At 62.9% G+C, this 17,838-nt stretch carries 11 protein-coding genes and 1 pseudogene; 3 read left to right on the top strand and 9 right to left on the bottom strand.

What is annotated here, in order from left to right; genetic code table 11:
• Positions 1 to 69 precede the first annotated feature (69 nt).
• Positions 70 to 618, top strand: coding sequence for a hypothetical protein (locus ACFX4T_RS19895; protein WP_377653582.1), 549 nt, complete (start codon positions 70 to 72; stop codon positions 616 to 618).
• A gap of 92 nt (positions 619 to 710) precedes the next feature.
• Here the strand turns inward: ACFX4T_RS19895 and ACFX4T_RS19890 are convergent, their stop codons facing one another.
• Both ACFX4T_RS19890 and ACFX4T_RS19885 read right to left on the bottom strand, forming a co-directional pair.
• Entirely contained in the window at positions 711 to 1,676 is a 966-nt protein-coding gene (locus ACFX4T_RS19890; RefSeq protein ID WP_377653580.1) for a hypothetical protein, read from the bottom strand.
• Between the two features lie 217 nt (positions 1,677 to 1,893).
• Positions 1,894 to 2,742, bottom strand: a complete 849-nt coding sequence (locus ACFX4T_RS19885) for a hypothetical protein (protein ID WP_377653578.1) — start codon at positions 2,740 to 2,742, stop codon at positions 1,894 to 1,896.
• Between the two features lie 163 nt (positions 2,743 to 2,905).
• On the opposite strand from ACFX4T_RS19885, the gene ACFX4T_RS19880 reads away from it, so the two are divergent.
• On the top strand, positions 2,906 to 6,355 hold the full coding sequence (locus ACFX4T_RS19880) for an SNF2-related protein (protein WP_377653576.1): 3,450 nt from the start codon (positions 2,906 to 2,908) through the stop codon (positions 6,353 to 6,355).
• Positions 6,356 to 6,416: 61 nt separating this feature from the next.
• Here the strand turns inward: ACFX4T_RS19880 and ACFX4T_RS19875 are convergent, their stop codons facing one another.
• From ACFX4T_RS19875 to ACFX4T_RS19865, 3 genes are all read right to left on the bottom strand, one after another.
• A complete protein-coding gene (locus ACFX4T_RS19875) occupies positions 6,417 to 6,683 on the bottom strand; it encodes a hypothetical protein (RefSeq protein WP_377653574.1) in 267 nt (88 codons plus the stop codon).
• Between the two features lie 93 nt (positions 6,684 to 6,776).
• Positions 6,777 to 7,955, bottom strand: coding sequence for an MFS transporter (locus ACFX4T_RS19870; RefSeq protein ID WP_377653572.1), 1,179 nt, complete (start codon positions 7,953 to 7,955; stop codon positions 6,777 to 6,779).
• Complete coding sequence (locus ACFX4T_RS19865) at positions 7,952 to 8,617, bottom strand: GntR family transcriptional regulator (RefSeq protein WP_377653570.1); 666 nt, start codon at positions 8,615 to 8,617, stop codon at positions 7,952 to 7,954. Before ACFX4T_RS19865 ends, ACFX4T_RS19870 begins: the two co-directional genes overlap by 4 nt.
• 362 nt (positions 8,618 to 8,979) lie before the next feature.
• On the opposite strand from ACFX4T_RS19865, the gene ACFX4T_RS19860 reads away from it, so the two are divergent.
• The gene (locus ACFX4T_RS19860) at positions 8,980 to 12,417 is read left to right on the top strand and encodes a glycoside hydrolase (protein WP_377653568.1); all 3,438 of its coding nucleotides are present in this window, start codon (positions 8,980 to 8,982) and stop codon (positions 12,415 to 12,417) included.
• A gap of 107 nt (positions 12,418 to 12,524) precedes the next feature.
• Here the strand turns inward: ACFX4T_RS19860 and ACFX4T_RS19855 are convergent.
• From ACFX4T_RS19855 to ACFX4T_RS19840, 4 genes and pseudogenes are all read right to left on the bottom strand, one after another.
• A pseudogene (locus tag ACFX4T_RS19855) lies at positions 12,525 to 12,767 on the bottom strand (GNAT family N-acetyltransferase); the annotation flags it as partial.
• Positions 12,768 to 12,834: 67 nt separating this feature from the next.
• Positions 12,835 to 14,715: a DUF2264 domain-containing protein gene (locus tag ACFX4T_RS19850; RefSeq protein WP_377653566.1), complete on the bottom strand. Its 1,881-nt coding sequence runs from the start codon at positions 14,713 to 14,715 to the stop codon at positions 12,835 to 12,837.
• The gene (locus ACFX4T_RS19845) at positions 14,715 to 15,866 is read right to left on the bottom strand and encodes a LacI family DNA-binding transcriptional regulator (protein WP_377653564.1); all 1,152 of its coding nucleotides are present in this window, start codon (positions 15,864 to 15,866) and stop codon (positions 14,715 to 14,717) included. Before ACFX4T_RS19845 ends, ACFX4T_RS19850 begins: the two co-directional genes overlap by 1 nt.
• Positions 15,863 to 17,803, bottom strand: a complete 1,941-nt coding sequence (locus ACFX4T_RS19840) for a heparinase (protein ID WP_377653562.1) — start codon at positions 17,801 to 17,803, stop codon at positions 15,863 to 15,865. The genes ACFX4T_RS19845 and ACFX4T_RS19840 overlap by 4 nt, the downstream gene beginning before the upstream one ends.
• Positions 17,804 to 17,838: the final 35 nt, after the last annotated feature.

The raw sequence follows: 17,838 nt of genomic DNA, 5'->3' as shown, positions 1-17,838 counted from the left end.
TTCTTCCCCTGCGGGCGTCGTAGGGGTTAGCGCCGACCCATCCCGGCCGGCCCGTCAAAGGAGCTAAACATGAGAAATAGACTCAGCGTTGGACTCGGCGCCGTGGTTTTCGCCGTGGCTCTTGCCGGTTGCGCCGGAAGCCCCGGGACAAGCACCTCGTCCTCTGCCGCGCCCACGGCCGCCACTTCCTCTACGGCCCCTACGTCTATGTCGCCAAGCACGGATGCCATGTCCAGCCCGGCGGCGGCGGGCGCAGAGATGAAAGTAGCGTCATCCAGCGCCGGGCAGATCGTTGTGGACAGCAAGGGCGTGAGCCTGTACTTCTTCACCAAGGACGTCAAGGACTCAGGAACCAGCGCATGCACCGGCGCCTGCCTCACGGCTTGGCCCGTTTTCACGACGACGTCGGACAAGCCAACCGTTGACGGCGTCAGCGGCACCGTGGGAACCATAGCGACCCCTGACGGGAAGAAGCAGGTCACCCTCAACGGCATGCCGCTGTACTACTACGCCAAGGACAAGGCTCCGGGCGATGTCAACGGCCAGGGCGTGATGAACGTCTGGTACCTGGTCAGCCCCAGCGGCGAGATGATCAAGGGGGCTGCAGCCGGCTACTGACGGCTTCATTTTCGGGCTCGTTCACCGGGTTCGCGGGAATCCCGCCATTTCGTAGGGAAGTTTCCCTACGAGTGTGACGGGTTCCCGCGAACTCAGCCCTGCGTCGGTGAAGCCCGCAACGCTCGAAGGATGCGCTCTTTGAACGCGCGCTCTTGAAAGAGGTCCTTCCATTCGATCCTGATGAACCGCCAGCCTTCCTCGATGAGGGCTTTCTCCCGGCGCCGTTCTTCAAAGATGACCTCGTCGGTGGGTTTGAAGTCGAAGTACTTGGTCCGTCCATCGAATTCCAGTGCCAGCTTTTCCTCCTTCCATGCGAAGTCCATGCGATAGAGACCCACGCGGGACTGGACCTCGAACTGTGGCTGTGGAGGCTTGATTCGCAGCCTTTGTATGAGGTTGCGGGTCATCGTTTCCCCGGCGGACTCAGAGCTGGGGTCCGCGTTGTCCAGAGCTTTCCGAAGGGTTCGGACACCTCGTTTTCCCGCGGATGCGGCTGCCATGCGGGCCAACAGGGTGGCGTCGGCACCCAGCCGCAGGCCGTGGTCCATGATCACCAGTGCTTTGGGGTAGCTGAGCATCATGGCACAGTCGGCTATGGTGCGCTCCAGCGTTGTCGCCCGTAGTCCCCTAACTGTGGCGACGTCGTCTTCATCGCAGATTCCCGTGTGTCCCCGAACGTCCATGCCCCACCGATCCGACGAAGGCCTGGAGGGGTGCAGGATGTGGACTTTGTCGTCCACACCCCACACGAAAAGACCGTGAAGTCGTGCAGCCGAAAGGTGGCTGTAGACGAAGCCACCCGTAGACGTGGTGAGTGTGCCATGGGCGTGTGCGATGATCCGCTCCATGGCCTGCCTCCGAGGACCCTGCGCTTGCCACGTACTGGACCTTATGTAGCAGCCATACCTCATTCGGTGCAGTTGGCCGGCATCTACCAATGCCTTGATGCTTCGGCTGCTGTGCCCAAAGCGAAGCAATTCGTCGGTCCGCCACATGTAACCACGCTCAGGCAAGGCGCGGACGGACATGGGTGCGGGTGCGTTGGATTCTATTTCCATCGGTTCAGGATGGCCGCGGCGCCTTGAGTGACGTAAGGGGATGGCCCGCCTATGTGGACATCCGACCAGCGAAACCGCGGAAACAGTGCGAACTCGCGGGAAGGTTCCCCGGACTGTCGCAGTTGTCCGGCGAAGTCGTGGCGAGGGCTGGACGGCAGGCACCCGAACAGCGGGGTCCAGCCCGCAAAGGTTGCCTGCCGTCCAGCCCTGGAGAAGGCTACGCGTCCGCGAGCTCGTCAGACTCTTCGAACTCCACGGCCGCGATGATTTCCTTGGTCTCCGGGTGGATCATGAAGGCTTCCTCGTCGTCCTCCACCATGATGTAGTCACCGTGGTCGGTGGAGAAGTGCCAGGCGAGGGTCTTCACGCCGTCGTGCTCGTAGTTGGGGTCTCCCATGGTGATCTTCTGCAGGGCGTAGCCGGCCACATCACACAGTTCCCGGATGATGACCTCAAACTCAGGAGCGTTTGCCAGGGCCTCTTCGTCTGCTTCGGCCTGGCGCTCGGCAAGGTCCGGAATCAGCGCAACGCGCTTGGCAATGTGTGCTTCCAACTCGTCGTCAGAGAGAACCAACAGCCCGGGCTGGTTCCGGAGGTAAGCGGCGTTGAGGTCGATGATGTCCTCTTCCTCCAGCAAAGCTTCAAACTCGCCGTCGAGCTCATCCAGGACAACAACTGCCTCGAGAGGCGCTTCGGAATCGTCCAGCTCGCCGTCGAGGTAGGCCTCGGCGTCGTCCTCACTCAACGCATCAAAGGCTGCAGCGGTGCGGTTGAACAGGTCCAGGTGCCGGGTGGCGCCCATGCCTTCCAGACCGGCACGCACGTAGGCGTCCACCTCTTCACGTTCCGGGGCGGTGAACACGTACTGGGCAAATCCCCCGGCCAACGCCTGGGTCAGGTAGAAATCAACAAAGTAGCTGTTGAGCGCAGGGGTCGAGATTTCGTCGCTGTTGAGGAGCTCCGCATACATCTGGTTCACGACGTTGACGTTGGAATCCACAACATCCGCATTGCCTGCTTCGAAGCTGGTCTTGCTCAGGACGACGGGGTATTCGTTGGTAGTCATGGGAAATCCTCACTGCTAAAAGCTGTTGGTGCTCCGGACCCTTTCAACGTACGCGCGGGAGCGGCGCGGCAATCGAGGTAGAGGTTAACAGAGGGCGAAGTTTGGGAGCCGTTTTCTGCTGACTAAGATTGCAGATAACCTCCTGCCGAAAGTAGCCCGACGCATGCCGTCCCACACAGACGAAACCTGGGAACTGGCCATTCAGACTCCTGCCATAAACGACCGCTCCTTGGCGGCCGGATTGGCCTATGCCATGGGCAGCCGCGTGAGCGGAATTTCGTTCGATTCGGCCACCGGCCTCTTGCTTGGCAAGGTCCGCGGCACCGGTCCGCAACCATATTCGACGTCGGCAAAGCTGGTTCGCAAGCCCAGCGGCTGGAGCTGCACAGTAGGTATTTGCAGCTGCCCTGTTCGCAAGGACTGCAAGCACGTGGCCGCCTTGCTTTTCACGGCTGAAGACCACCCCACCATCCGTGCCCAGCTCCTGTCCCAGGCTCCCGGGATCCAGACCTCGCGCCTTGGTTCCTCCGAGCAGGGCGGTTCGGCGCGGCCGGCTTGGGAGCAAGCCCTCAACAGGCTCATCGCGAAGCCGGGCACTGCGCCGAGCACTGCCGGCATTCCACTCGCCCTGCAGTTCGAGGTTGAGGAACCGGCAGCCCACTTCTCCTACACAGGCCGCCGCGACCCCATGCGCAGTGTTCGGCAACTCAAGGCACGGCCCGTGATGATGGGCGCCAAGGGCAAGTGGATCCGCGGCGACGTCTCCTGGAACAACCTCAGCTACATCAGTTTCCGCCGCGAGTTCAATGAGGCCCACGTCGAGTGGCTTCAGACTTTCCTCGCTGCCCATGGTTCCAGTAATGGTCGCCAGCAACCGTCGGGCGCCATGTGGTTGAGCCTGAATGATTTCGCTGCCAAGAACCTCTGGCCCCTTCTCGCCGACGCTACAAAAGCCGGCATTCCGCTGATTCACGCCGCTGGTAGCGAGCCCGTCCACGTCGAGACCCAACCCGCCGTCGTCGGACTCAGTTTGGCGCGCCTTGAAGCGCAGGGCGCCGAAGACGGGAAGAAAACGCCCGACGGCGGCCTGCAGCTTGCGCCGTCGGTTGCGGTGGGCGGTGAGCAGATTGATGCCGGAACTGTGGGCTTCCTGGGCAAGCCCGCGTACGGGATCTTCTTCACGCATTCCGGCGTCGAAGCCCTGCCCGGGGTGCCGCAGCAGAACAACCTGATCACGCTCGCCCCGATTGAGGGCGGTATCACTGACGAACTGCTCGAGTTTGTCACTGAGGGCGAGACGCTTCTGATTCCGGCCGAAGATGAGAGCCGCTTCCTGACCTCGTTCTACCCGAAGCTGCGGCAGTCCACGCCCGTCAAGGCAGCGGATGAATCCGTGGAACTGCCGACTCTGGCGGTCCCGACGCTCTCTCTGCTCGCCAACTACGGCACTGATCACAAGGTGCGCCTGCATTGGGAATGGCACTACAAGTCCGGCACGTTGGTCACCGCGCAGCCCTTGTGGCGGCACCCGGATGACCGCGGCTACCGAGATGACGTCGAGGAAGCCCGGATCCTGGATTCGATCGGTCGGCCGTGGGACGTGGTTCCGGCGTTGGCGGAATCCGCTACCGGCGGCTGGGGCGCTCCGCGGCTCGCGGCCTCGGCTGAGCTTTCCGGTCTGGACACCCTGGCTTTCACCGAGGAGATCCTGCCGACACTCAAGGACCTGCCCGACGTCGTCGTAGAGACCTCCGGCGACATCGCTGATTACCGCGAGGCCGCCGAAGCTCCCGTCGTCTCCATCTCCACGAAGGAAACGGCGAGCGGCGACTGGTTCGATCTCGGCATCGTCATCACCCTCGAAGGCGAGCCCGTCTCGTTCGCCGCCGTGTTCTCCGCCCTCGCTGCCGGCATGAGCCGCATGCTGTTGCCCAGCGGCGCCTACTTCTCCCTCGACCTGCCTGAGCTGCACCAGCTGCGCGCACTGATCGACGAAGCCAGATCCCTGCAGGACAACCCGGATAACAAGGACGGCACTCTGCAGATCAGCCGATTCCAGGCCGGGCTCTGGGATGAGCTCGCGCAACTCGGCATCGTTGACGAGCAGGCCGCCGCGTGGCGTGAGGCCGTGGGCGGATTGCTCGACGACGGCGTGACCGGGCTGCCGCTGCCGGCAGGCCTTAACGCCGAGCTGCGTCCGTATCAGCTTGAAGGTTTCAACTGGCTCAGCTTCCTGTTCAAGCACAGCCTGGGGGGCGTGCTGGCCGATGACATGGGCCTGGGCAAGACTGTGCAGGCGATCGCGCTGATCTGTGCGGCCAAGGAGTTGGCTGCTGGTGTGGCACCCGATTCCTCGGCCGGGCTGACACCCCGCGCTCCGTTCCTGGTGGTTGCGCCCACCAGCGTGGTGAGCAACTGGGCCGCGGAAGCGCAACGCTTCGCTCCAGGGCTTGTGGTGCGGACCGTCGGTGAAACCTTTGCCAAAAGCGGGCTGTCACCTGTCGACGCGTTGGCGGGTGCCGACGTCGTTATTACGTCCTATGCGCTGTTCCGCATTGATTACGATGCCTACGCATCGTTCCAGTGGGCTGGGCTCATGCTGGACGAGGCGCAGTTCGTGAAGAACCATCAATCCAAGGCCTACCAGTGCGCGCGCAAGCTGCCGGCCCGGTTCAAACTGGCCATCACGGGTACTCCGCTGGAGAACAACCTCATGGAGTTCTGGGCACTGACGTCGATCGTGGCGCCTGGCCTGTTCCCGAGTCCCAAGCGGTTCGCGGAAAACTACCAGAAGCCGGTGGAGAAGAACGGTGACTCGGCGCAGCTGGCCAAGCTCCGGCGTCGTGTCCGTCCGCTGATGATGCGCCGTACCAAAGAACAGGTCATCAAGGATCTTCCGCCGAAGCAGGAGCAGGTCCTGGAAGTGGTCCTGAACCCGCGGCACCAGAAGGTTTACCAGACGCACTTGCAGCGCGAGCGGCAGAAGATCCTGGGACTGATCGACGACGTCAACAAGAACCGCTTCACGATCTTCCAGTCGTTGACGTTGCTCCGGCAGCTGAGTTTGGACGCGTCGTTGGTGGATTCGTCGTTGTCAGGAGTGCGGTCGTCCAAGCTCGATGTGCTGTTCGAGCAACTTGAGGACATCATTTCCGAGGGCCACCGGGCCCTGATCTTCAGCCAGTTCACCGGATTCCTGGGCAAGGTACGGGAGCGTTTGGATGCCGAAGGCGTGGAGTATTGCTACCTCGATGGCAGCACCCGCAACCGCGGGGATGTGGTGAGCGAGTTCAAGAACGGTGCCGCTCCGGTGTTCCTGATTTCGCTGAAGGCCGGTGGCTTCGGACTCAACCTCACTGAGGCGGATTACGTGTTCTTGCTGGATCCATGGTGGAACCCGGCTTCCGAAGCGCAGGCTGTGGACCGGACGCACCGCATCGGGCAGGCCCGCAACGTGATGGTCTACCGGTTGGTTGCGAAGGACACCATCGAAGAGAAGGTCATGGCGCTGAAGGCCAAGAAGTCGCAGCTGTTCGCGGATGTGATGGAAGGCGATGCCCTGGCCGGTGGCTCGTTGACGGCTGATGACCTGGCGGCGCTGTTCGCGGAGTAGCTTTCCCAACTGACTGGCATTAGTTGTTGCTATGAGCACTGATAGCAACCACTAATGCCAGTCAGATTCCGCTGTTCGTCGGCGGCGAAGTGATGTCCGGGCGCTCAACGCCCTTGATGACCGTAATTTCCACATCTTCGTCAACACCGAAGAGACGTTTTCCAACGTCATTGACGTAGAGCCAGACGCCACTGCCATCAGGCATGACGTCCAAAACCAGCCCTAGCTGGAGGCCAACGCCGGGCATCTTCACTTCGACTTCGTCGCCCGGCAAAAGGTACTCCCAAGCCTTGTAGTGCCGCAGGGGCAAAGTGCCCGCATCCAGCATTTTGAAAACACTGCTTTTCTCTCTCGACAACGCGTCTCCCCCACTTCCCGCTTGACTAGCAGTGAGGGTGGGGGACGGAAAGTGACGGCTAAATCAGTCGTCCAGGCGTACCCCGCGCAGTAACAGCATCGTTCCGCCCACGGCCACAGCCGACGCCAGGAACACCCCCGCCGCGCCTAGCCCTACCGCCACGACGCCGATTGCGCTGGGCAGGACCACCTGTCCCACCCTGTTGCCGGCGAGCCTCAAAGCCAGAGCACGGCCGCGCTGGCCTTCGGGTGCTTGGGCGGAGAGCCATGACATGGTCAGCGGCTGGCCGATTCCCAGGCCCAGGCCCAGGAATGCCATGACGATGAACAGCAGCCACACGGGCATAGGGATGGCGGCAATGGCCAGCGAAACAGTTGAGACAATAAGGCTCAGGACCAGCAGCCGCATCCGCCCAAGCTTCCTGGAAACGCGTCCGAGGCCGAGCCGGGACACCATCGAAAAGACTGCCCTTACAGCCAGCATCAGGCCCACGGTTGCCGCCGTGATCCCCCGTTCGGCGCCCAGGGCCGGCAGGTAGACCACTGTCAGGTCAACCACAGCCAGCACCGTTGCGCTTGTAGCCAACGCCCTGACAACGCCCGGGGTTTTGAGCAGTGAGACAGCACTGCCCTTACTTCGTTGAGCGCCCTTCGCCACCCGCTTCCGCCTACTGACGCGGGAGGACACGACGAACGTCGCCAGGAAAAGAACCAAACTCATGCCAACGGACAAAATGAAAATTGCCTGCGTGTTGGGGCGTACCGATGCCCCACCAACCAGCGAAATAGCCAAAGGACCAAGGGCCTGACCAAGCGAGGCTGCGAACGTCAGGTATCCGAAGGCTGAATCAAGCCGCGTCGATTCCGCATTATTAGCGACCACGGCCTGCTGACCCACGACGCACGCCAACTGACCCGCGCCGAGCAGCGCTGTGCCCGCGATCAGTGCCGCTACTGACGTCCCCCAGAAAAGCAGGAACGCGGAACAAGCGAGGACGACGGCGGACCCCACCGCCATGAGCCGACGCTCACCCAACCGGTCCACCAGTGAACCGATAGGCAGGGCAAGCAGCAACGGGAATACCGCGTAACTGGCAGCAAGGACCCCGAGTGCGAAAGCGGGAACGTCGAGTTCGAGTGCCCGATAGGTAGCCGCTGGACGGACGAGGAACGTCACTGCCTGGATGAGGGCCGAATGAAGCAGGAGAGCCGTGGACGAGCGCCCACCGAGTTCGCCGATCATTCGACTACGAGCCCCTGGCCAGCAATGGCCCGAAGAGTCTCATCCCGGGCGGCTATGACGTGGTCGAAAGCGATCTTCGCCGCCTTATCAGGCTCCTTGGAAGCTATGGCCTCCACCAGCACTCGATGATCGGCAAGAGCCTCATCACGACGATCAGGCGAGTTATTGGTGAAATGCCGGTAGCGCTCAACCTGGCTCGATATCTGATCATGGAAGCGCCGGGCCCAGGAGTTGCCGGCGATCCTGGCGACAGTAGCGTGAAGCGTCACTCCATACTTCATGGCTTCTTCCGCAAACCCGACCATGGCGGCGTTGCGCTCGAGGATCCCGTGAAGTTCCTCGATGTCGGCGGGAGTGGCCCGGGCGCAAGCTTCACGTGCCATTAATGACTCCAGTGCAGCACGCACATCGTAGAGCTCGGAAATCACATGTTCGTCCAGCGCCGGAACCACCACTCCCCCGGTGGCTTGCTGTTCCAGGAGGCTCTCCGAAATCAAGCGCCGAATGGCTTCCCGTAGAGGCGTGCGGCTGACTTGCAGCGCAGCGGCCATAGCGGGTTCGTAGATGCGCTCGCCCGGTTTGAGCTCGAGGCTAAGGATGCGCCGTTTGAGCTCACTGTAGACCAGATGAGCCCCGGTGTTCCGCGGTTGTGTGTCTGCCATCGCTACCTTGGCTAGAAGATGTGTACTTGTATACATCTATACGTTGCCCGCGAAGCCAAAGCAACGCGGGGTCACTTACGGCCCATGTTCTCGGCGATAACCGGCCGGAAGTGACCCCGCGTTGCAGTCGAGGGCGACCACTTCTGACCAATCGCGACCGAGGCTGTTCGAGTGCCTTGTGACTCCCCCGGCGCCCTCATAGTCTCGGCTTGCCTGGCGGCGACGGAGCCGTGCAGAAAGCATCCACCTACAACACCGAAACCCGACGATGAGGTCCTCCTATGGCGTTTACCCCGCGAAGATTCCGAAAGCCAGTGGCCGTACTGGCCGCAGCTGTCACGGCGGCAGCGAGCCTTGCTCTCGTGCCCGCAACAGCACCGCAAGCCCACGCAGATGACGCAACCGCCGTCACCATCACTCCGAACCCCGCCAGCCGCGGCGAAGCGTTCGAAGGCTGGGGAACCAGCCTCGTCTGGTTCGCGAATGCGACCGCGGGTTACTCTCCCGAGCTGCGTGAGGAGCTGTACCAGAAGGTCTTCAGCGAGGACGGGCTCAACCTCAATATCGCCCGCTACAACGTGGGTGGTGGGAACGCTTCGGACGTTGCCAACTACCTCAACGACGGCAGCGCCGTAGAGGGATGGTGGAAACCGGTCCCAGAAGCTCAACCCGGCCAGCCGGCGTCGAACCTTTACAACCCTGACGGAACCGTTGACAAGACGCAGGCCAACAAGCTGGCCTTCCTCAACGCGTGGGACCCGGACGATCCCGCCTCCTACAACCCCGACGCAGACCAGAACCAGCGTTGGTGGGTGGAGCGGCTCGCCCAAGATCAGCAGATTACCCATTGGGAAGCCTTCAGCAACTCCCCGCCTTGGTTCATGACAAAAAGCGGCTACGTCTCCGGCCAGGTCAACACCAACAAGGGTGAGAACCTCCTGCCGGAAGCGGAAGGCAAGTTCGCCGCATACATGAGGCACACTGTAGAACTCCTTGAAAAGGGCAGTGGAATCACCGTTGACACCATCGATCCGTTCAACGAACCCAACTCCGGTTACTGGGGCACCGACATCAACGCCACCACCGGCAAGCCGCCCACGACGTACACGCAGAAGCAGGAAGGTTCGCTGATCTATCCAGCCGCCCAGGACCGCGTCACCAAGCTTTTGGCTGCCGAACTCACGAAAGGCAGCACAGGCGCGGTCATCTCCGCGATGGACGAGACTGACCCCACCAAGTTCATGACCAACTGGAACGGCTACAGCCAGGAAGCCAAGGACGCCGTCTCGCAGCTCAACGTCCATACCTACGGGACCAATGACCGCCGCCGGGTCCGCGACCTGGCCAGCTCCACCGACAAGCCGCTATGGATGAGCGAGGTAGGCGGGTTCTGGACCGGCAACCCGGCGCTCGGCGATTCCACCAGCGGTTGGGACCGCTCCAACATCACCAACGGTCTGGGCATCGCGAGCCGCATGGTCAACGATCTCCGCGAGCTGGATCCCAACGCCTGGGTCTTCTGGCAGCCTGTGGAGGATACGTATAAGCAGGAGAAGGCCGACAAAGGCTGGGGTTCCATCTACGTCGATTTCGACTGCAACTACGCCGGCCGTGAGGGCTATTCCAACCGCCGGCTCAATGACGGCGCTACCTTGGATGCAGCCAAGTGCAAGGTGCTGACCAACCAGAAATACAACACCACCCGGAACTTCACTCACTACATCCGCCCGGGTGACTTCCTCGTCACGAACGACAACGCCAAGACCGCAAGCGCCCTCCGCGCGGACGGCACCGGAGCGACTCTGGTCCACTTCAATGACACCGCGACGCCGGAAAAGGTCACCATCGATCTCAGTCGCTTCGGATCCATCGCGCCAGACGCCAAGGTCACCCCCGTGGTCACCACGAAGTCCCCGTTGGACGACATCGAGAAGAACGCCCTTGTGAAAGGGGAGCCCGTCGCCGTCGATACCTCGGCTAAGGCCGCGACACTCAAGGTGCCTGCAGCGTCCGTGGTGACTTTCGTCGTCGACGGCGTCAGCGGGGTATCGGACGATGCGGCACCTGTGCGCGACGGCCACAGCTACCACCTCACCGGCGAGGCCAGCGGCAAGTACCTTCAGGGTGGCGCGAACGGTGCGGTGTCAATCGAGGAGCTAGGTGTGGATGCTGCGGGCGTTGCTCCGCAGATCTGGACTTTCAACGCTGTGAATGCTGACGACGAGTTCGCGAATGACCGCCGATGGGTCCTGACCAACAAGGAGGGCCGCGTACTCACGGGTAGTGGTGGGGTAATGAATGGCAGCCAATCGGGTGCTGCTTCGCTTGCCTCCCTGTCACTTGAACAGGCCAAGGCGACTCCTTCCGCTCAGTGGACAGTGACCACGGAGAACGGGAAGCAGTGGACCTTGGTGAACGCCGGCGCCGCGATTGCCCTGCAGGTTTCCGGCAACCAGACCGCCGCCGGTACGGGTGTGGCGTTGGCTTCGTCTTCGGGGACTACGGCTACTGCTTCAGCAAGCCCCCACCAGGCCTGGGCGTTCACGGACATCGCCGATTTGAAGCTCCTCGGTGTTTCCCCGATTGACGTGAGCACGCCTGTTGGCGCCCTGCCTGTCCTGCCAGCCACCGTCGTTCCGGTTTACGAGGCAGGTCCGGGCAGGCCGCTGCCTGTTACGTGGACCTCCGTTGATCCGACTGCCTGGCAGAAGGCAGGGAAAGTGACTTTGTATGGTTCCGGCGTCGATCCCTACGGGCAGGCGTTCGAGGCTGTTTTGACCGTGACAGTGGGCACTTACGCCGCGACGGATCCTGTCTCGGCGACTGTGGGTGTTGGATCGTCTGTTGCGGCCGTTCAGGCTGCCGCTCCAACCAGCGTCCCCGGTCAGATCGCCGACGGTCCAGCGCGGAACCCCCTTGCGGTGACATGGGACTGGTCCTCGCTTTCTGAGTCCGCGCTCCAGTCCGTTGGTACCGTGAGCGTTTCGGGCACCGCTGGCGGACTCCCCGCAACACTGACTGTGATTGTGGTGGACCGGGTTCTTTCCGTAAACATCTGCAAGGACGATCCCGGCACATCAGTCACCGCCAGCTACACCGAGGGCTCCTACATCGCCAGGAACACTTGCGACACCAACACCTCAACGCGATGGTCCAACTGGGTGAGTGGCGGCCGCAACGGCGACTCCCTCAGCTACTCATTCAGCCGCGACTACACCGTTTCTTCAGTCACCGTCACGTCGGCTGAGAAGGCCGCGCAGAGCCTCAAAGTGCAGTACCAGGATGCAACGGGAGCGTGGAAGGACACGTCCGCGGGGCCAGTTGCGGGGCTTTCCATTGCTGCACCCGCTACCGTTTCCTTCGATCCGGTCACCACACGCGCCATCCGCGTCTCGTTCGTGACCACGGGCTCCTACACCAAGGTGGCCGAGGTTGCGATTGCCGGGTCCCGCTTGGCAGATGCCGGGCTGGCGGACCTCGGGCGCCTCCTCGTCAACCAGGCATCCGTGGTTGGTTTCGGCCCCGCAACCACCGGCTACAGTGCGCTGACGGCGACGGCGACTCCCGCCGTCGCTGGCTACCCATTGGATACGAACGCCAAGGTGACGGTCCGGCAGCCCACAACTGAAAGCCCGACGGCGGTAGTCACCGTGACCGCGCCGGACGGGACCGTGAAGGAATATCGTGTGACGATTTCGACCGGGAAGGAGGCGTGCAAGGACGATGGGTGGAAGCGGAGTCCCTCGCCTGTGTTTGCAAACCAGGGGCAGTGCGTGAGCAGCTTCGCGGCTGGGATGTAAGCTCTTCTTCGCCTCCATCTCGGGTCTCCTCCAATTGCGTGTTGGAGGAGACCCGAGGGCATAAACGGTGAACAAGGGCATCCTGGTCCTGAGCCGTCCCGGACTCGCTAGCCACGCTCCCATCGGTACGGGGTAGTCGTAGAGACTTTGACCAGGCCTGAACGTTCCAGAATCGGGCGGGAGAATTCGGTCGAGTCGCTGTGGATGAGCGTCTTGCCCATGTTGAGCGCGGATTGGGCACGGCGGGCAGTGAGTGCACGGTAGATCCCCCGGCCGCGTCATCCTTCGAGCGTCACACCGCCCCAGACCCCGGCAAAGCTCGTGCCGGGGACGGGCTCAGGGCGCCCCGCACCCTAGGTAGTCAGCCGTTTCGATGGCTTGCTGCACACCATGCCGCGCGCAACGTCGAATGCGCAGCTAAACCCCGAAACGGGCGAGGGTCTCGGCGGAGATGCGGGTGCCATCGGGAAACTCGAAGCGGCCGCCGGCATACCTGACCCCGGCACCCGGCGAAGTACCTCCCAAACCGGCGAGAATCACGACGGCGGCGTAGTCGCCGTCGTGCGCCGGGCCGGAGGTTCCCACCCAGGGGATGGTCAGTTCAGAACCCATCGGGTGCGCGCCGGGCCGGACGAACGTCCCGGACTCATCCAAAGCAGAGCCGAACCCGGGCACTTGCCGGACGGAGCTCACCATGGAAGAACCAGCTTCCACTGGCCACCCGCCGATCCGCAGTGAAACCCGGGAGGACCCCTCAATCCGAACCAGCCGCAGCTCAACGGCACCACGCGTTGCGGAAACCACAGTCACAACGGGACCAGGAGTCGCCGTCCCGGAGACACCGCTGCCGTGATCGGGCCCGGCGGCGGGATCGGGCTCGATCCAATTGGCCGTGAACCGCGAAGCCCCCACCTGCACGCCGTCCACGGAAACCGACCCCAGGTACTCGAACCCCGTGCGGTGCGTCTGCCCACGCTTGGGATCAACAAAGACTACGCCGTTATCCAGAGACTCAGAGGTGAGGTCCGGGAATGTGTGCGTGGAGTAGCCAAGCCGCGCATACAAGGGTGAGTCGGCGGCGGCAACCCCAACGTTTGCGTGATCCGTCGCGTGGTTCCGGATCCGCACTACCCCGTCTGCCTGGGTCCCATCCACCTGCCAGCCGGGCGCCGATATCAGCCGTTGTGTATCGCCAAGCTCAACGGGCAAAGGTGCTTCCACGGACGTCCACACGTGATGGTCCGCCGGCAACGCGAGCCCAAGCATCCCCTTCGCGGCCCAGTACGGAGAACCGGCACCAGAGTACGCCTGCTTCATTCCAGCGAACTCGCCATGCCAGCCGATTGAGAGAAGCCCATCTGAAGTGATGGAGCCATGGCGCGCGAAGTAATCCAGCATCCCCGAGGCAGCCCGACGAGTCAGGCCCGGGGCCAAACGGGTGTGCCCGGACAACTCTCCCACCCAGAATGGGGCGGCTGCGGCGAACCGATAGATCAAGCTGCGGCCCTGGATGAGAGGAGCCCCGTTGGCACCAACAAGATAGGCAGCGTCGTCGAGGAAATCAGCCAGCCGATCGCCGTCGAGTTGCTTTCTGGCCGCAACCCGCGGATCGTTAGGCGCCATGAGCGCCCACAGCTGCGGGTAGACCTGGAAAGCCCAGCCGACGTAGTGGTCATAGGCGCGTTCGTGACCGTCGGCGAACCAACCACCACCCCGATACAGCGAGTCATGGATGGCGAGGCCAGCGTCGATGTCCTCGTCGGAGTAGTGTCCGCCAACTGAGGCCAGGAAGGTCTCCACCACAATCTGGAACCACACCCAGTTGATGGGTGGATATTCCTCGCCAATCACCGTCTCGAACCAGGCGATGAGCTGCTCCTGCACGCGGTGCGCCAGCTTGTCCCACAGCACGTCGCGGGTCAGCGCCAAGCCAACAGCCAACGACGCCGCCTCCACCTTCGCCTGCCCCAGCTCACAAGGCGTCGGCCACCGGTCGGGGTTCGCGGGGTTGGTCCCGGCATCGAGACCTTGCGCGTACCAGTCTGCGATCCAGCCCGTGTTCAACGGGTCACCCGCAATCCGGAACGACGCCAACAGGAACGTCCGGGCAAAGGCCTCCAGCGAATCACTCCGCGGACCGTACCGGCTGTTGGCCCCGGGCAGGTAGATGTTGGCGTGGTCATCGGTCCCAAAACGCTGTGCGGAGCGGAGTAGATAGTCGGCATACGCGGTCCAGTGGGAACGGGTGAGGCCGGTGTACGGCGAGAGGGAAAAGTCCGGCGGCGGCACTACGAGCATTAGAGGGAATCCTCCAGTGCAGCATCGGCGCGCAATCGCGGGGCACCGACGGATGACTCCCGCACAATCAGCTCTGGGTTCAGGTCAATTCGATGCACGGGTCGCATCCTTCCTTCGGACAGGCGGGCAGCCATGAGCTGCACCGCTACCTTGCCGACATAGCTTTTTGGGGGCCGCACCGCAGAGATGGCAGGCTCGGCCAGGTAGGCCACTTCGTCGTCGTATCCCACAATTGCCATGCTGGCGGGAACGTCCACGCCCCGATCCACACAGTGCTGCACAAAAGCAACCGCTTGAGTGTCCGAGTGGACCAGCATGGCGGTAGTTCCGCTGGATTCGCAGAGTTCCAGGACACGATCAAAGTGCTTGGCCCGATCGCCGTTGTCCAGCTTGGCCGAGTCCTCATGGATGGACTTGTCCAGTGGAATCTTCAGCGCAGCCAGGGCTTGCTTCCAGCCCCGGACCACGTGCGGACTGGTGGGGCTGGTGGAATCCGTGAGGCAGCCGATCTTCCGGTGGCCTTCCTGCCAGAGATGCCGTACGGCCATCCCGGCGCCGAATGCGTGATCGGTGGCCACCCATTCGAGCTTGTGGGCAGGGATCTCGGACGGGGCGCGGCGTTCGGCCAGGATCACCGGAATCGGCAGTGCGTTGAGCCACCGGAGCAGTTCCTTGCCATGCTCCCCACCCATATCCGGAGCGACAATGAGACCATCGATGTTTTGGGTGTCAAGCAACGCTTGGACCTGGCGGCGGTTGTCGGCGGCATCATAGGCCGAGCCGCGGACCAGGATCCTGAGCTTTTGGGCCTCCGCTTCGCCACGCGCGCCACTGATGACCTGCGGCCAGTAGTAGTCGAGCGACGGAACCACCATGCCAATCGAGTAACTGTGTGACGACGCCCGCCCCGCCACCCCGGAGCGATCCAAGGGACTCGGCAGCGTGGCGCCTCCATGCACCCGGGACACGAGTCCTTCGTCAGCCAGGATGTTCACATCGCGGCGGATAGTCAGCTCGCTGACGCCCAATTTCGCGGCTATGTCCCTGACGGTGATGGCTCCATGCGCACGCAATTCGTCCATCAGCCGTTCACGACGTTGCAAGGAGAACAGCGATTTGCCGCCCGCTTCCGGGGTCTGTTCGGAACTCATGAATTTTCCTCCAGGGTGAGCGTAAACACGCCTGCAGCGTGGTTTTCATAGGGCATCCGGAAACGCAGCCGGGTAAGTTTTTCGCCCCAGATATCGCTGAGGAGCGGATCGTCCAGGTGCCATTCGTCCACCAGCACGACGGCGGTGGCCGGCTTCCAGCGCAAGTGCAGTCCTTTGGTGCTGCTGACTGTGGGAATCCCGACGGGGGTGACAGTCGCCGTCGCATCGTCACCGACGCGGACGGTGCCGGCGAGGAGGTAGGTGATGTCGACGTCGTGCGTTCCTTCAGGCGGGGGCGACGGAAGGTTCCAGCGGTCATCAATGACCACAGATCCCATCTTGTGGTTCAGCAGCGAAGTGCGGATCCATTGCTCGGGGTGGTCCAGTCCGTACGCCGCACCAAGGCCGAGCGCAAGGGTAGGTCCCTCGGATGTGGGCGCCAGAAGGACTGTAGCCGCGAACTCCTGGCCGGTCCCCTGTTCCAGACCAAACGGTGCGGGGACGCTGTGCCACCCGCTCTGCATGGCCCGGATCCCGTAGCGATCGGGGCCGAACGTCTGGGCCGTGTAGGTGGGCTGGCCGGCGTCCACCAGCAGCGGGTTGCCATCCACTGCCACCACAACCGAGCCGACGTCCCGGTGGTTGTGGTGCTCGCCGTTGTGTCCACCTTTAGCCGCAAGGGTGAGCCCCTCTGTGGACCCGGGATTTTGCCGGGCCACCATGATCTGGACCGACGGCAGCCACGTCCCCCAACTAAGTCGCAGTTGTGCGCGTTTTGAGGGCTCTAAACGCGCTGTGCTGCTACTTAGTTGGGCGAGGACGCGGCCCAGTCCGGAACGGGGATCGGGGTCGGGCGCGGCATCCATGAAGGTTGCGGCGAAGGCGGCAGCGTCGGAGTCCCCGAGACGGACGGCCCAGCGGTGGAGCATGTCCCAGGGGAGTCCCTGTTGGGCGCGGGCTGGTCCGTCGGCGACGTTGAGGAACCAGCTGCCACCGAGGTGCATGCGGTGCGGGAACGCCACCAGTTCGCGGATAATGGGAAGATCCGGGTTGAGAACGCCTGCCGTAGCCTCCTCCAACAGGGCAAGCCCTTCCAGTGCGCGGCCAGCCCCATTCCACCAGTACGCAAAGCCTTCGTCGATCGCGCCGTCCGCCGGAACGGAAGCGAGGAAGCGGTCCAATCCCTCGATGCAGCGGCCCACGGCCTGCGCCTGCAACTGAGCATCTTCCACCAGCAACAGCGCGGCCACGATGATGTTCGAGTGGATCCACGGATTCCAGTTGTGCACGTCCCCATTGAGGCCTAGCCAATGCCAGTCAAGCCGGTCCAGGAACGGCCGGATCACGCGCTCGTGTGTCTCGAATCGGATGCGTTTCCGCAGGCCCGGGGCCCGTTCATCCAATGCATCACCGAGCACCAGATCCAACCACGCAAGCTGGGCAACAACCTCGCCTGCACCCAGGTCCAAGTACGGACGGGTGCGGTCTGGCACCACGTCGCCGGCACGGGTAAACACGTCGTCGTGCGCCGCCCAACTCCACGAGCTTTGCTCGCACAGCAGGTACGCGCCATCGATCACTTCATCAAGCCAGTCAGGCTCTTGGGAGACAGCGGCCATCACGACGGCGCGGGTCAGCCGCTGCTGCCTTCGCGCCACGAGTCCCTCATAAGCCGTGCGATTTCCGTTGCGGAAGTAGCGGGCGTAATGCGAAACGAGCGGTTGGGGCCAAGCCGTGCCCTTCTCCTCGACAGCTTCCGTGGCCAGCTGCCCAAGTGACGCCAACTTCAAGTGCTGCCACCCGGCGTCGGACGCTGGACGAACCGTCAAGCGCTCCCGGGCGCCGCGTAGGATTCGGGCCAAAGATGGGGCGTCGGTCTTGCCGGACCATTCGGCGAGCAGAGGTGGCGCTACGACGGCAGCGTTGCCGGTTGCCATAGGGATTCTTCTCTCATTTGTTCGAGTATGAATGT

Origin of the sequence: Paenarthrobacter sp. YIM B13468, from assembly GCF_042788025.1 — a bacterium.
Classification (GTDB): Bacteria; Actinomycetota; Actinomycetes; order Actinomycetales; family Micrococcaceae; genus Arthrobacter; species Arthrobacter aromaticivorans.
This window is presented reverse-complemented; position numbering and strand designations above follow the sequence as displayed.